Annotated in this window: 10 protein-coding genes; 3 read left to right on the forward strand and 7 right to left on the reverse strand. The window is 69.6% G+C overall.

Annotated features, from left to right (window positions below):
* Positions 1-43: 43 nt before the first annotated feature.
* The 6 genes from AB0H12_RS39030 to AB0H12_RS39055 form a co-directional block, all read right to left on the reverse strand.
* Positions 44-928 carry an SDR family NAD(P)-dependent oxidoreductase gene (locus tag AB0H12_RS39030; protein WP_499630015.1) on the reverse strand — a complete coding sequence of 295 codons (885 nt, stop codon included), beginning with the start codon at positions 926-928 and terminating at the stop codon, positions 44-46.
* The gene (locus AB0H12_RS39035; RefSeq protein WP_499630017.1) at positions 925-5,694 is read right to left on the reverse strand and encodes an SDR family oxidoreductase; all 4,770 of its coding nucleotides are present in this window, start codon (positions 5,692-5,694) and stop codon (positions 925-927) included. The genes AB0H12_RS39030 and AB0H12_RS39035 overlap by 4 nt, the downstream gene beginning before the upstream one ends.
* Complete coding sequence (locus AB0H12_RS39040) at positions 5,691-7,010, reverse strand: acyltransferase domain-containing protein (protein ID WP_499630019.1); 1,320 nt, start codon at positions 7,008-7,010, stop codon at positions 5,691-5,693. Before AB0H12_RS39040 ends, AB0H12_RS39035 begins: the two co-directional genes overlap by 4 nt.
* Positions 7,011-7,040: 30 nt before the next feature.
* The gene (locus tag AB0H12_RS39045; protein ID WP_499630021.1) at positions 7,041-7,475 is read right to left on the reverse strand and encodes a carboxymuconolactone decarboxylase family protein; all 435 of its coding nucleotides are present in this window, start codon (positions 7,473-7,475) and stop codon (positions 7,041-7,043) included.
* A 217-nt stretch (positions 7,476-7,692) separates the two neighbouring features.
* The gene (locus AB0H12_RS39050) at positions 7,693-8,247 is read right to left on the reverse strand and encodes a hypothetical protein (protein ID WP_499630023.1); all 555 of its coding nucleotides are present in this window, start codon (positions 8,245-8,247) and stop codon (positions 7,693-7,695) included.
* A 586-nt stretch (positions 8,248-8,833) separates the two neighbouring features.
* On the reverse strand, positions 8,834-9,037 hold the full coding sequence (locus AB0H12_RS39055) for a hypothetical protein (protein WP_499630025.1): 204 nt from the start codon (positions 9,035-9,037) through the stop codon (positions 8,834-8,836).
* 532 nt (positions 9,038-9,569) lie between these two features.
* On the opposite strand from AB0H12_RS39055, the gene AB0H12_RS39060 reads away from it, so the two are divergent.
* Entirely contained in the window at positions 9,570-10,778 is a 1,209-nt protein-coding gene (locus AB0H12_RS39060) for an adenosylhomocysteinase (protein ID WP_499630099.1), read from the forward strand.
* Positions 10,779-10,805: 27 nt separating this feature from the next.
* Positions 10,806-11,459, forward strand: coding sequence for a cupin domain-containing protein (locus AB0H12_RS39065; RefSeq protein WP_499630027.1), 654 nt, complete (start codon positions 10,806-10,808; stop codon positions 11,457-11,459).
* 97 nt (positions 11,460-11,556) lie between these two features.
* On the opposite strand, the gene AB0H12_RS39070 is transcribed toward AB0H12_RS39065, so the two are convergent.
* A complete protein-coding gene (locus tag AB0H12_RS39070; RefSeq protein WP_499630029.1) occupies positions 11,557-12,666 on the reverse strand; it encodes a carboxylate-amine ligase in 1,110 nt (369 codons plus the stop codon).
* Between the two features lie 409 nt (positions 12,667-13,075).
* On the opposite strand from AB0H12_RS39070, the gene AB0H12_RS39075 reads away from it, so the two are divergent.
* A complete protein-coding gene (locus AB0H12_RS39075) occupies positions 13,076-14,299 on the forward strand; it encodes a metal-dependent hydrolase family protein (protein WP_499630031.1) in 1,224 nt (407 codons plus the stop codon).
* The last annotated feature ends 7 nt before the right edge of the window (positions 14,300-14,306 follow it).

The following is a 14,306-nucleotide window of genomic DNA, read 5'->3' on the forward strand; positions in this document are numbered from 1 at the left end:
TCCTGCGGTGGTGTCGCGCGTGTCGTGCTCCGGGGCGGACGTGTCATGAGAGACCCACCAGTTCTTCGGACCGCTCCCAGACGGCGCGTTGCAGGCCGGTCCGGAAGCGGTGAGGGGAAGGTGGCAGGAGAGCGGCTCCAGGCGTCGTGGAGTAGAAGCCGCCGCTCCGGCCGGCGAAACGCGGGTCACCGGCGAGCCGCAGGGCGTGTTCAGCGGCTTGACGGGCGTTGCGCACGAGCGGTGTCCGTTCTGCCAGGGAGAACAGGCGAGCGCCCATCGGGATGTTCCTGACGAGCCCGGTGGACACCAGGCCGGGGCAGAAGGCGTTGGCGGTGATGCCGCGTGCAGTCCACCTGCGTGCGATCTCCTGCGTGACCAGCACGTTGAGCAGCTTCGAGCGGGCGTAGACGGCCAAGGAGCCGATCGGTCCGTACGAGCCCGGTTCGGCGAAGGTCCGGGGATCGAGGTGCAGCACGCTCCGGTGCGATTCGGAGGCGACGACCACGACACGTGATGGTGCTGCGCGCTCCAGCAGGTCCGCGACGAGGTTGGTGAGGAGGAAGGGACCCAGGTGGTTGGTGGCGATCATCCTGTCGAACCCGTCGGCGCTCACCTCGGGGCGCAGATCGTGCGTGCCGGCGTTGTTGATCAGAACGTCGAGGCGCGGTAGGTGTCGGTGCACCTCTTCGGCCACCCTGCGCACGTCCTGCAAGGCCGAGAGGTCCGCCACGAGCATCCGGACGTCAGCGGACGGGCTCTTCCGGTGCAACTCGGCCAACGTCGCCTCGCCCCGTGCGCGGTCGCGGCAGATGAAGAGCAGGTGCGCGCCCGCCGCCACGAGTCCCCGGGCGATCTCCTTGCCGATGCCCGAGGTGGCGCCGGTGACGACGCAGCAGGCGCCTTCCACGGCCTTGGTCGGCCCGGTCATGTCGCCATCTCCACGAGTTCGACACCGGACATCTCCAGCAGCAGCCGGCCGGTGGGCGTGACGGCCCGGTAGACGCCGTCCGGACCGACTGACACCACGAGCCCGTGCCCGTGACGGAGCAGCAGGTCGTGGTCGTTGGCTCCGTGGGTGTGCAGGTGGACACGCGACACCGAGCGGGGCACGAACAGGGGGTGGCTGCGGTCAGCGGCGGGACGCAGGGCGGAGGTCCTGAGCGCGGCGCACATCAGCAGCGCCGGCGTCGTCATCGTCCGCAATCCGGGGTACCCCGCCAGTTCCGGAGTCCAGTTGCCGCGCGCGAAGGAGCGGTCCACGGAGCAGCACGAGAGGTTGCGGAAGGGGCCGCGCAGCGACACTGTGGCCCCTGGCCCGGCGTACGGGTCGTTGGCGGGCAGGGGTGCGACAGGGGCAGGTGGATCCCACTGAGCGCCGTCCGGCAGGGGCTCGCGGGACAACAGCACCTCGGTCTCGAAGTGGCGGAGTCCTCCCGGTCGCGTCCGACCGTCCGGGCCCAGGGTGTCGGAGTGGATGCTCACCGCCACGGCTGTCCGGGGCTCGTCGCCGGACTGACGCCGTGCCAATCTCGCCCGGATGCGCAAGGGAGCAGGCCTGCTCCGGTTGAACGGGCGGATGAAGGTGTCGAACCGGGCGTCCCGGAACCCGGTGGTGAACGTTCCCGGGACCAGCGCTTGCGCGGCCTGCGCGGCGATGTCCAGGATGAACGTCGCGGGCACCGTGGGTTTGCCGCTGACCAGGTGGTCGTAGAGGTGGGGTTCTCCGTCCGGGGTCATGGGGATGGCCCATTCTCCGCCGGCAGGGTCCTGCGGTGATGACCGCCAGGACGGCCACAGGCGGCTCGCGGGACGTGCGGGCGGCTCGTCGCGCACCAGGCCTGGGAAGTGGTGCCGCAGTCGGTCTCGCTCCGTGCTCCCCAGGTAGACCGACGTGCCTCCGGCTCGTGGCGCGGCCGCGAGCTCGTCGAGGAACTGCGCGGTGCCTTCGGCCGTCGATATGGGGGTGAACTGCGCCTGACGCGAGACGTGTTCCTGGTACAGGGCGTCGGATCCCATGCCTGTCTGGCGCCACATCGTGAAGCCGACGGTGATCTCGTGGGAACCCATGGCCGTCTCCGCGGTGGCCTCCAGGTAGGCGTTGCCGGAGGCGTAGTCCGTGTCGCCGGGAGATCCGGCGGATCCCGAGTACGAGCCGATGTTGCACCACAGGGATGGCTGCCCCGGGCCCAGCGCCGACCTGAGGTGGAGGTGGCCGAGTACTTTGGTGTCCCGTACCGCGCGGAACACTTCGAGCCGTTTCTTCTCCAGGAGGGTTGACGCGACCTGGCCGGCGGCGTGGACGACGAAGTCGACCCGCCCTTCGACGCTCAGCACTCGTCCGACTGCCTCTCGGACCGAGTTCTCGTCCCGTATGTCACATGCGAGGTAGTGCACCCGGTCCTCGCCGAAGAGATCCCTGAGCGCCCGCAGCTTGAGGTGCAGCCTGTGCTGCTTCAGCAGGGTGTCCGCGCGGGCGACCACGGACTTCGGGGTCGGTTCGGGCAGGCTTTCGCGGAGGCGGCGGATGAGGCCGGCGCGGGTGCCTGCGAGCCGTGCGTCTCCGATACCTTCGAGTTCCGCGGGCAAGGGCTCTTCGGTGCGGCCCAAGAGCCACAGCGTGGGGCGGACATGGTCTGCCAGGGCTTCGAGCAGGGCCTGGACGATGTCGCCCGCACCGCCGGTGATCAGCCCGACCGATCCGTCGGTCACTGGCAGGCCCGAGGGCGGCACGGAGGTCGTGAGGGGGACTGGGCGCAGTGCTTCGGTCCAGCGCCTTCCCTGGAGGTAGGACACGGCGGGAGGCGGTAGCGGACGGGCGGCGCGTTCCCGCGCTACGCGGGTGAGCAGGTCGGGTGTGATGGGCTCGTCGGTGGTCAGCGTGAAGGCGACGGTGCCCGGGCGTTCCCAGCGCAGGCTCTTGACGAACCCGTCGAAGAGCGAGGCCGCCGGGTGTGCCGTCCGGTCGCATGGAGCCCCGCCCAGCAGAACGGCCAGCGAGCTCTCCGGTTGCCAACGCGACCAGAGGCGCTGGGTGACGAGGAAGACCGCGTCGTGCAGGGCAAGGGCCTGTGGTACGGAGAGGGCCGCCACGTCTCCCAGCACCGTCAGGTGGGGAGCTGCCGAGTCGACTGCGCTGAGCATCTTGTCCACCGAGGCCGCGGACACGGGCCCACCGCTGTCGCCCGGCAGGTCCAGGACGAGTGAGTCGCTGTCGTGGAGGTCGTCGCGGACCGCCCCACCGACATCCGGGGAGGCCAGGAGCACGACGCCCCGGCGGGGTAGCGACGGTGACCGCGGGGTGCCGGTGTCACCGCGGAGGGGCGCGGCCCTGGCCGTGAGCTGCTTCCTGTAGCGGCGGGTCAGACGCTCGAGTCCGTGCTCCTCCTGTCCCGGGTGCGCCTCCTCGGCCGGCTCGGCCAGCAGGGCCGCGTCCTGGTGCTCGGCGGGCAACCGCACGGGCAGGGCGCCGCGCTCCACGGCGTGCAGGAGGGCCAGGGCGTGGTCGGCCGCCAGGTAACTTCGGCCCTCGGTCGCCGCCGGCCGCTCCTGCGGGGCGGTGCTGAATGACAACCGGGCGAGAACCGGCAGCCCACGCTCTCTCGCGGTGTGGCTCGTCGTCACGGCCAGCAGGAACGCGCCCTCGCCCAGGGGCGCCGGCCCGAGCCTCGCCAGGACGGCGTTCTCGGTGCTCCCGTTGCCGTTGACGGCGACGACCAGCGCCAGGTCCAGTTCACCGGTCCTGAGGTAGCGGTGGGCTACCCGGAGGGCCGCGAACGTGCCGTCCCTCCCGGCGTCGATCGCCATGCACGGACCGTGCAGGTCGTAGCGGGCCGCGATGCGGGAGGCGATGACGTTCGGCAGCACGCCCGCCTGTGAATCCTCGGTCGTCGCCGGGAACCGTTGACGGGTCCTCTCCAGGCTCTGCGCCACGTGGGAGAAGACGGGGTCGGCACCATGCTGGTCGAGCAGCCAGGTCGCGTCGTGGGCATAGCAGCGCACCGCGGTTCCCACCAGTGCGCGCGGCATCCCCGTGTGCGCGGCGATCACTCCCGTGGTCTCCCGAAGGTCCGCCCACAGCTCACCGTGCTCCGCGGCGAAACGCGCCGCGACCTGCAGTGCCATCAACTGACAGGGGTCGACAACGGGTGTCGTGCGCCCCGACATCCGGACGTCGGCGGGCGCCGGCGCGGGGTAGGGCCGGGGGAATCCGGCGCCCGGGGGAGCTGCCGTGCCGCGCAGCCAGTCACGGATCGACGTGGTGGACGGTTCGCCGGGCAGGTGAGCCGACCAGGCGACCAACACCAGCTGCCCGGAGTCCGGCTGGACCGGCGGTGCGGAGCGCGGAGCGTTGGCGTCGGGACGATCGGCGACGAGGAGGTGCGCGTTGGTCCCGCCGAAGCCGAAAGCCGATACTCCAACGGTGCGGGGCCTGTCCTGCCTGGGCGGGAAGTGCACGGCCTTGCCCGGTACCCGGACACGCGCACCAGTCGTCCCGCCCTCCGGCTCCTCCGCTCCGAGCTGCCCGGGTATCCAGCCGTTGCGCAGACCCAGCAGCGCGTGCATCAGGGACAGAACGCCGGCAGTCCAACCCGTGTGGCCGAAGACCGGCTTGTTGCTGCTGCACCATTGACCGGAGTCAGGGCCGAGGGTCGTGAGAACCTGTGACTCGACGCCGTCGCCTGCCGGTGTTCCGGTCCCGTGCGCGACGACCCAGTCGACCTGTTCCGCCCCCGCACCGTTGACCGTCCGGGCTCGCTGTATGGCGCGCTGCTGACCGGCGGGGTTCGGCGCCGAGATGGACTTGCCGCGGCCGTCTGCGGCGCCGCCGAAACCGAGGAGAACACCGAGGACGGTGTCGCCGTCCTCGCGCGCCCTCCGCAGCGTCTTCAACGCCACGAGCCCGGCACCGTCGCTGAACAGCGTTCCGTCCGAGGCTCCCGTGAACGCCCGGACACGACCGCGAGGGGAGAGCCCGCTGAGCTTGGCGAACATCACCGCCATGGTGGGATCCACGACGTTGACGCCACCGCAGTACGCGATCTCGCACTCACCCGCGAGGAGGGCTTTGCTGCCCAGGTCGACGGCGTAGAGCGAGGAAGCGCACGCGGTGTCGACCACCAGGGCCTCGGCTACCCGCTCTGTGAGCCCCGCGAAGGCACTGCGCACCACAGCGTCGGGGCCCTCGGCCTGATCGAGGGTCACCGCGTGCCGGTAGTGCTCGAGCAGTGCCGCTCGGACCCTCCCGACGTGCTCCTCGCCCGGCGCCGATCGGGCGAGGAGCTCCACCAGCACCGACTCGACGAGGCTCTGGCTGCCTCCGGGCCAAGCGCCGACGTAGGCTCCGCAGCGGTAGCCGGGTTCGATCCGGACACCGGACCGTGCTTGAAGAACCGTGTGCCGCAACCAACGGATTGCTTCATCGCGGCCGGCACCCACCTCCTTCTCCGCTTCCAGCAGAGCGGGGTGGGGCCGGAAGTCGTGCAGGTAGCCGGCGCGGCGAGCGTAGGTCTTGTCCGGCTCGTGCCGGTCCTGGGACCAGAACCGGCTCAGTTCGAAGCGATCCCCCGGCTCGCTGAAGACGTCGTGCCCACCGTTGACCGTCCTCCACAGCTCACCGGGACTGCAGGCACCGGGTACCGCGACGCCCATGCCCACCACGGCGACCAGGTCGTCGGCCTCTCTCGGCGCGGTCATCGGCGCTGCTCCTCCACCAACTCGGCGATCTTCGCCAGCGTGGTCGCGCGGACCCTTCGCTCAGCCGGTGGTTCGGCCAGCCCGTACTGCTCCCGCACGCGCTGGAACAGCGCGAGTTGTTTGGCGGAGTCGACGCCCAGGTCGGCCTCGAGGTCGATGTCGAAGGACAGCATCTCCACCGGGAAACCGAGGTCCTCTGCGTACATGGTGGCCAGCTCGGCGAGCACATCGGCGCGGGTGGGCGGCGAATCCTGTTCGGCGGGGACCACCGCCCGCGGTGACGCTTGTGCTTCACGTGCGACGGTCTCGTCCGGACCGGGTCGGGCGGGCGGCGGACTCCAGCTCACCGGGAACTCCACCTCGTCGAGGGCGGCGGTGATGCCCTCCACGTCACCACGGCTGGGCAGCAGCGCAACTGCGCGCGCGGAGGTGGGCAGTGAGGACCTGACAATGCCGGTCAGTGCCTGGCGCGCACCGGCCTCGACGAATGTCGTGGTGCCCGACCGGAACAAGGAGAGCAGCGCATCGTAGAAGCGCACTGGCGCCACCATGTTCCGGGTGATCACCTCCCGGACGTCCGCGACGGTTCGAACGTGCCTGCCCAGGATCGGGGAGAACACCGGCACACGGGGCTCGGTCAACCGCACGTCTGCCGTGGAGTCGCGGAAGATGTCCGCGGCGAGATGCAGCACAGGGTTGTGGAAGGCGTACTTGGCCCGCAGCCGAGTGGCGCGGAAGCCCAGGCCGGTCGCCACCGCTTCCGCCGCTCGCAGGGACGCCAGCGGACCGGAGACGACCGTCTGTCCCGGCCCGTTGTCGATCGCCAAGCGGAGCCCGGGATCGTCGAGCAAGCCCACGAGGTGCTCGGTGCGCCATGCGGGCACGTCCAGCGCGAGGAGCCCGCCCTCGACCGGATCGGCCCGACGAAAGGCTTCCGTCCGGGTGCACGCCATGCGGGCGACGTCGGCGACTGAGATCGCTCCTGCGGCCGACAGCGCGGCGAACTCGCCGAAACTGTGGCCGACCAGGACATCGGCCCGCGGTCCGAGCCCGGACAACACCTCGAAACCGGCCGCGTTGATGGCGTAGATCGCCAGGTCCAGTTGGTCGCTGTTCTTGGCGAGGAGCTCGTCCAACGGGGCTGCGTCACGTTCCAGGACCAACGGTGCCACGGGCTCGAAGCCGTGCTCGGTGGCCACCGCGTCGATCGTCTCGAGTACCTCGACCGCCTTGGGGAAGTGTCGTGCTCGATCAGCGAGCACTCCGGGCAGGTAGGCGCCCTGGCCGGGAAACAGCACCGCCAAACGTGAAGTCATGAGTGTGCCTTTTCGTGAGGTCGAACGAAACTACTGATCCTCGTGCTGCCGGAGTCTCTGATCGGCGTAGAAGGCCTTGGCGACGGCGAGGGCGTTCAACGCCCTCGGGAACCCGGCATACGCACTGATGTGGGCGAACAACGCGACGACGGCGGAGGGAGGGATGCCGATCTTGTGCGCGATCGCCAGGTGGAGCTCCAGCTCCTTCTCGGTGTCGCCCAGGACGGCGAGCGCCGTCAGGGTCACCAACTCCCGTTCGCGGTGATCCAGCCCCGGCTCGTGGTGCAGCGTCCCGAAGACCGTCTCGATGACCAGGCGTGCGGTGCTCCCGCTGATCGGCTCCAGATCATCGAGGAATCCCTGCACGGCCTCGCGTCCGGCCAGCTCGTTCGCCGTTTCCAGGCCGCGCTCGTACCGTGCGTCCTGGTGCCGGCTGCGGGCCTCATGTGGGTTGTCTGCTGTCATCACCAGTCATTTCGTCGAGTCCGGCGGACTTCAACGAGGAAGTGGGCTGGACGGTGGTGGGCTCGGGTTGTCCGGACCTGCGTGGCGGAATCGGCCGGTTCTGGTGAGGCGGCGCCGTGCGCCGTCCTGTCCACGCCCTGACCGGCGCCCCCGGACCGCCCGACCTCGTCCTCGTCCGGCCGGCCGCGGGATCGATTGCGGTCCCGGGGAACGGGGTTCAGAGCGAGGTGATCTCCAGGGTCATGAGGGAGTAGATGCTGGAGACCGTTGCCAGTCCGGCCGTGCACAGCAGCACGTCGACCGCCGGGGCGGTGAGGACCTGGACGACGGTGCTGCCGGTGAACAGGCCGGAGGTGACCGTGCCGGTGTCGGTGACCACCAGGGCGGCTCCCACCGTGGTGGAGGTGAAGTTGGAGGATATGGTCGAGCTCTGACCGGTGTTCCAGGTGATGGAGAATGTGGTGGAGCCGCTGTTCACCAGGTCGAGGCAGGACCGTCCCGGGATGAGGAGGGTGCGTGTGCGGGAGCCGGAGGTGATGGCCGGATTGCTCAGCGACGCGCACGGCCCGTACTGCGTCGTGGAAACGACGGAGACGTCCTGCGGGGTCATGCTCAGCGGCGGGGTGTAGGTGTCGTTCTGGCTACTGGGCGGGGTGCAGGTGACATCCAGCACCCCGGCCGAGGCCGTCCCCGCCGGGCCCGACACGAGCAACGCCACAACGGAGACCGCCGTCATCAGCGTGGAAGTGGTGGTGCGTAACAGTTTGATCATCATCGCTCTCCATCCGGGCGGTACTCGGAAACCCGGGGTGGGGCGCGAGTACGCGTCCGATACTTCAAAGATGCTCCGACCGGACCTCTCGCGACAGGGCCATACGGGGGACTCGATGCAGAGGAATGGCTCTTCGTCACCACCGCCATGCGGACCTGAAGCCCGCCAACCAGGTCCGGGCACCGCCACCTTCGCCCGGACAGAACGCACTTGGCCGTGCCGCGCGAAAGTGGCGGCGGGGTGGGTGCCCGACCGGCGGTCCGCCGTGCAGGTCCGGACGGTGGTGGGCTCGGGTTGTCCGGACCTGCTTGGCGGAATCGGGGCGTGTCGTCGCCGCAAGTCGCCGAACGCGCTCCGTCGAACGTGCGGTTCGCGGTCGATCCGGTACCTGAAGCGGCCCGGTCAGGACGCGACGCCGATCTGGAACGGGGGATCACCCGTCACATCCGCGATTGCGGGAGTGGTGTCGGGTGCCAAGCTCGACGATCGCGTGCCGGAGAACCTGGTGAACGCTCGCACCTGGGCGGGATCCGGGCAACGCCGCCAGGGTGGGCTCCACCAGGTGAGAGGGCGGAGCCCATGTAGATCACAGGAAGCGGTAGGACTTGAACAGGAACGTGATCGAGCTGCCCGGCGGCACCGGGTTGGCGAGCACGGCACAACTGGTGTCCGTGTAGAGGGTCACCGTGGTGTCGGTGGCGTTGTAGACGCTGGTGCCCAGCGTGGACACGAGGTGGCAGTCGCCGATCTCGGGATCGTGGACCTCCTGACTGCCGCCCACGAGATCCACGTAGTAGAAGGTGCCGTCTGCCCGAGTGTCCTCAGCGGCAGCCGCCGTCGTGGTGGCCGGGACGGAGGCGAGAGCGAGGGCCAGGACCGCGACTGCTCGTAGTGCGCTTCGCATGTCGATTGCCTTTCAGCCGTGTTGTCAGGTGTGCCCCACGAATGCGGGTCAGGTGTCGTGCCGACCGCCGCACGTGCCCGAACAGCTTCCGCTTCTCCCGACGATCAACTCAAGAGCGGGAAGTGATTTCGTCAAACGTGACAACGGGACATGATCGTTGACCTCCGGCGACCGGCCCGGCTTTCGTCACCCGCTGAGAGTAACGTGAGTGCACCGAGTGATGAGGGCGCGTGAGAGAGGCTGACCGCAGGTGGGTGCTTGGGAATAAACAGGAATAAATGTGCGCCGCACGGGTGACCGTGTCGATCTGAACTTGCGGCCGGGGTAAACGAGGAAGACGATCGAGCGGTGGGCGGCGAGGTCGTTCCGGGGCGTAGCGGGGAGAGTGATGATCGGCAATTCCGAGCGCACTGCGGAAATGATCTCCTGGGTCGACCGCGACATGCCGGTGATGCGACTGCTCCGTGAACGGTTCGGCTCGGAGCGACCGCTGGCCGGGTACCGCCTGTCGGCCAACGTGCACCTGCTGGCCTCGACCGTCCCGCTGTTGCTGGCGCTGCGCGACGCCGGCGCCGACCTGGTGGTCTGCGGGTCGAACCCCATGTCGACCGACTCCGGTGTCGCGCGATGGCTCGATGACCACGGTATGACCGTGTTCGCTCCCGGTGTGGACGACCTCGAAGACGACCACGGGCGACTGCTGGCCGCGCTGGACCACCGCCCGCACGTCATCCTCGACGAGGCAGACGGGCTCCTCGGTCTCTTGCACGCCGAGCGCGAAGAACTGGTGCCGACCATTCTCGGCGCGTCGGTGCACACCCTCACCGGCGTTCGACGTCTGCACCGCTTCGCGGATCAAGGGCGTCTGCGCTTTCCGGTGATCGGGATCGACGGCAGTCCGATCAAGCAGCTCTTCGACAACGAAATGGGCACGGCGCAGAGCACGCTCGACGCGATCACTCGCCTGGTGAACCCGCTGTACTGCGGGTTGTGCGTCGTGGTGGCCGGTTTCGGCGCGTGCGGACGGGGAATAGCGAAGGCGCTGTCCCGCCGCGGAGCCGACGTCATCGTCACCGAGGTCGACCCGGTGCGCGCGCTGTGGGCGGTGACATCCGGCTTCCGCGTCATGCCCGCGGACGAGGCAGCCGCCGTGGGGGAATTGTTCATCACCGCGACCGGGAACATCAACGTTTTCACCGGGTCGCACTTCTCCCGGATGAGGGACGGAGTGACGCTCGCCAACGCCGGGCACGGGGACGTCGAGATCGACGTCGCGACCCTGGCCGACACCGCGTCCGAGGCCCGCACCGTCCTGCCGTTGGTGACCGAGTACCGCGACGGGAGTGGGCACCGGAAGTTCCTCCTGGCGGAGGGGTACCCGGTGAACACCGCCGCATCGGCCGGTCACCCCCCGGGACTCATGGACATCAGCTTCGCCGCGCAGGCATTGGGACTCGAGTACCTCGTCAAGAACGCCTCGCGCCTGTCCAGGACGGTCCACCCGCTGCCCGAGGAGGTGCAACGGCGCGTCGCCGGCGCGAAACTGGCGGCGCTGTCGGTGTCCATCGACCGACAGGACCCCGAGCAACTGCAGTACGACGAGCAACTCAGCTTCGCTCCGCGATGAGCTTCGGAGAGCGCCATGTTGCACCTGATGCCATACCGATCCTGGCTCGCCTCTGGGGCCGTCGACCACCCCGACGCGGTCCGCCTCACAGACGACAACGCCGTGCTGGAGCACGTCAACAGCCGCTTGACGGATGACGAACGTCCCTTCGTGGTCGTGGAGCCGCACTTCGGTGTCGCCCCGAGGGTCCGCTTCCTGTGCCGGGACATCAGGGGTGCAGTGGTGGAGATCGCGCCTCGTCCACCGCTCGCCGTGCGCTTGGACCTGTTGCCGCACCCCGAAGGTGGTTGGGCCAAGGAGATCTGGGAAACCGGGTACACCTTCACCCCGGCGGGTTATCCCGGTCCACGTGCCAGCGCGACCGCGTTGCAGTACGCCCTCGGCCCCGACGAGCGTTCCCGCTGGCACGTCGTGCGGCAGGACGAGCTGTGGTTGTGGCAGAGCGGGGCGCCGCTGCGCATGCTGCTCGGCGGCCGCGCCGAGGAACCCGCCGACCCGTCAGAGCACGTCCTCGGCGACGACTTCGCCCAGGGGCAGCAGCCCTGCCTGCTGGTTCCGGGGGGCACTTGGCAGGCCGCCGAACCGGCCGTGCCCGCAGAGGTGCTGATCGCCTGCGTGGTGTCGCCCGGCTGGGATCCCGAGGACTACCGCATCCTCGAAGCGGAGCACGAACGGTCGTGAAGCCGCCGCTCGCCTCTTGTTGCCGCGACGGTGCCAGGTGCGCTCGAGGCCGCCGACTCCCACTTGTTCCCTTGGACGCCGCGCCCGCGCCACGGGGTTACGTTGCGACCGTCTCGCGAACGAGCATCTCGAGCGCGCCGGGCAACCCGTGCTCGGCTGCCGCACGGCGTTGACGGGTGGCGGCGCCGCCACCGGTCAACACCCGGTCCAGCAACGATCGCACCTCGTCGAGGTCGCCCGACGTGGTCAGCGCGGGTGTGACGTGCTGCAGGAGGCGTGCGGCCAGAGTGCTCGCGGGTACTCGCGCACCGGTCCAGGGGTCGATCGCCGCGCCGCACAGGCCGTGTCGGGCGGCCGCCCAGAGCGCGTCGGCGAGCACGACGTCGCTCAAGCGGCGCGCTTCCCGCCCGGCGTCCAGTTCGGTCAGCGCGGTGCGCACGAGACCTCGGGCCAAGGCGGCGTAGAGCACCGCCTCGTCGACGGTGGCCGCCGCGTCGCCGATCCGCACCTCGACGGTCGGCAGGTGGTCGGACAGGCGGGCCAGTCGCAGCCCACCGTGGTCCGGTGGCAGTAGGGCGCACTCCTTGAGGCGGGCCAGGTCAGCGTCGTACTCGGCGGCCGAGGCGAACCACGGGGGGAGACCCGAGGCGGGCAAGCAGTGGTACACCATCATCCGCCAGCTGTGGAACCCGGTGTCCCGACCCCGCCGGTAGGGCGAGTTCGCGGTGATCGCGAGCAGGGTCGGCAACCAGGGCGCCACGTGGTTGAGCACCGCGACGCCGGTATCGCGGTCGCCGATGCCGGTGTGGACGTGGCAGCCGCAGATCTCCTGGTCGGCTACGACACCGGCGCACACCTGCCGCAGCGCCTGGTAGTGGTCGTCCGCGTTGAGTTCCGCCTGCCGCGTGTCGAACAGCGGGTGCCCGACCGACACCAAGTCCAGACCTTCGGCGTCGGCCGCGCGGGCCAGTGCCAGGCGGTTCCGGATGAGATCACCGCGCAGCCCGGCGAGGTCCGTGCGGACTCCGGTGTTCGTTTCGACCTCGCTGTCCCACAGCTCGCGCTGGAGGCGGCAGCCGTCGCCAAGACCGATGTCCGCCGCCCGCTTCAACACCGACGCGGCGGCTTCGGCGGACCGCAGCGACTCGCGGTCCACCAGCAGGAACTCCTCTTCCACCCCGATCGTGACACCGGCCTGCCCAGACACCGGTCGCGCCGTAGTCATCGCGATATCGACCTCACTTCCGTCCACCCGTCTTCCCGATAGGGCGACCCGTGCGCAGCAGTGGCGCGGCGGCTGCCCGTCGCGCGGCGGCGTGGGCCGGAACCTCGGGATCCGGCACCAGCGACGCGCCGCCCGATCACGTAACGTCGATTCGCACCGCATCTCTCCACTCGAGTCGCCAACGGAGGGAGGATTCCCCTTCGGGGTCGGCTGGAACTCTCCGGCGAAGACTGTTCGTTGCGCACATCGGGTGACCGTCAGGGCCCCGAACGAGTGAGAACGTCGGATGCCACACGTAGGTTCCACCGGCAGGTGCAATTACGAGTGTGGCGATGGGCAGTGACGTCGTCTCCGCCATCTGCACGCGGGAGTTCCTGGACGGTGAGGTGGAATGTCTGACAGGCAGAGAACGACGCTCGTGATCGCGGACCGGTTCTGGGACGGGTTGTCCGACCGCCCGTCCGGGCCTGTCCAGGTGCTCGTGCGGGGGCGTCGCATCGCGGCGGTGGGTGAGAACCTGGCCGGTTCCTCGGACGCCGACGTGGTGGATCTGGGGGATCGCACCCTGCTGCCAGGCTTCATCGACTGCCACGTCCACGTCGTGCCCGAACTCGCACCCGACACGTCCACCAGCGCCCGGACCCTGGCCGCCCTACCCACCCTGCGGGCCCTGCTCGACAACGGCTTCACCACCGTGCGCGACCTCGGTTGCACCGACCAGCCCATCACCGTGGATCTGCGACGCGCGCAGCGGGAAGGTGTCGTGGAAGGTCCAAGGCTCGTCGTGGCACCTCACATCATCTCCGGACGCGGCGGCCACGGAGACAAGTCCGCGGGACTCCCGAACCGCTTCGGCGTGGAGGTCGGCGTGCTCGCCGACGGTGTCGACGAGGTCGTCCGCGCCGTGCGCACGGAGGTCCGGCTCGGCGCGGACTGGATCAAGTTCGCGGGCACCGGCGGATTCGGGCCCGGGTCCGACGACCCGGAACTGGTCACCTACTCCCAGCGCGAGGTCGACGCCCTCGTGGCGACCTCGCGCGACCTGAGGCGGCCGTGCGCGGTGCACGCGTTCAACGACGAAGGTGTCCTGCGTGCGGCACACGCGGGCGTCCGCTCAGTGGAACACGCTTCACTCGCCTCGTCTGAGACGCTGACCGTGCTGGCGGAGAAGGGGATCTGGCTGGTCCCCACCCAATCAGTCGTGGTCGAGTGCCTCGACCACCTGGACGACGACGACTTCTGGACCGAAAAGCCGGCACACCTCAGGGTCGTGTTCCGCGGACACGAGGACCGCCTGCGTCAGTCCGCGTCACACCCGTCGGCCAGCGGCGTCCGGTTGGCGTTCGGTTCCGATGCCAGCGTCCTGCCCCACCGGGACAACTGGCGGGAGTTCCCGGCAATGGTGACGGCTGGTCTCAGCCCACTGCGGGCGTTGCGGGCGGCGACCTCGGAAGCCGCCGCACTGCTCGGCACACCCGAACGCGGAGCCGTCCGCCCCGACCTCATCGCCGACTTGATCGCCATGCCCGGCAACCCCTTCGACGACATCAACGCCACCGGGGACGTCGACTTCGTCATGCAGGGAGGAGAGGTCAAGCGGAACGCCGTCCGGTAGTCGTCGT

It is taken from the genome of Actinosynnema sp. NPDC023794 (assembly GCF_040639675.1).
Lineage (GTDB): Bacteria > Actinomycetota > Actinomycetes > Mycobacteriales > Pseudonocardiaceae > Actinosynnema > Actinosynnema luteola.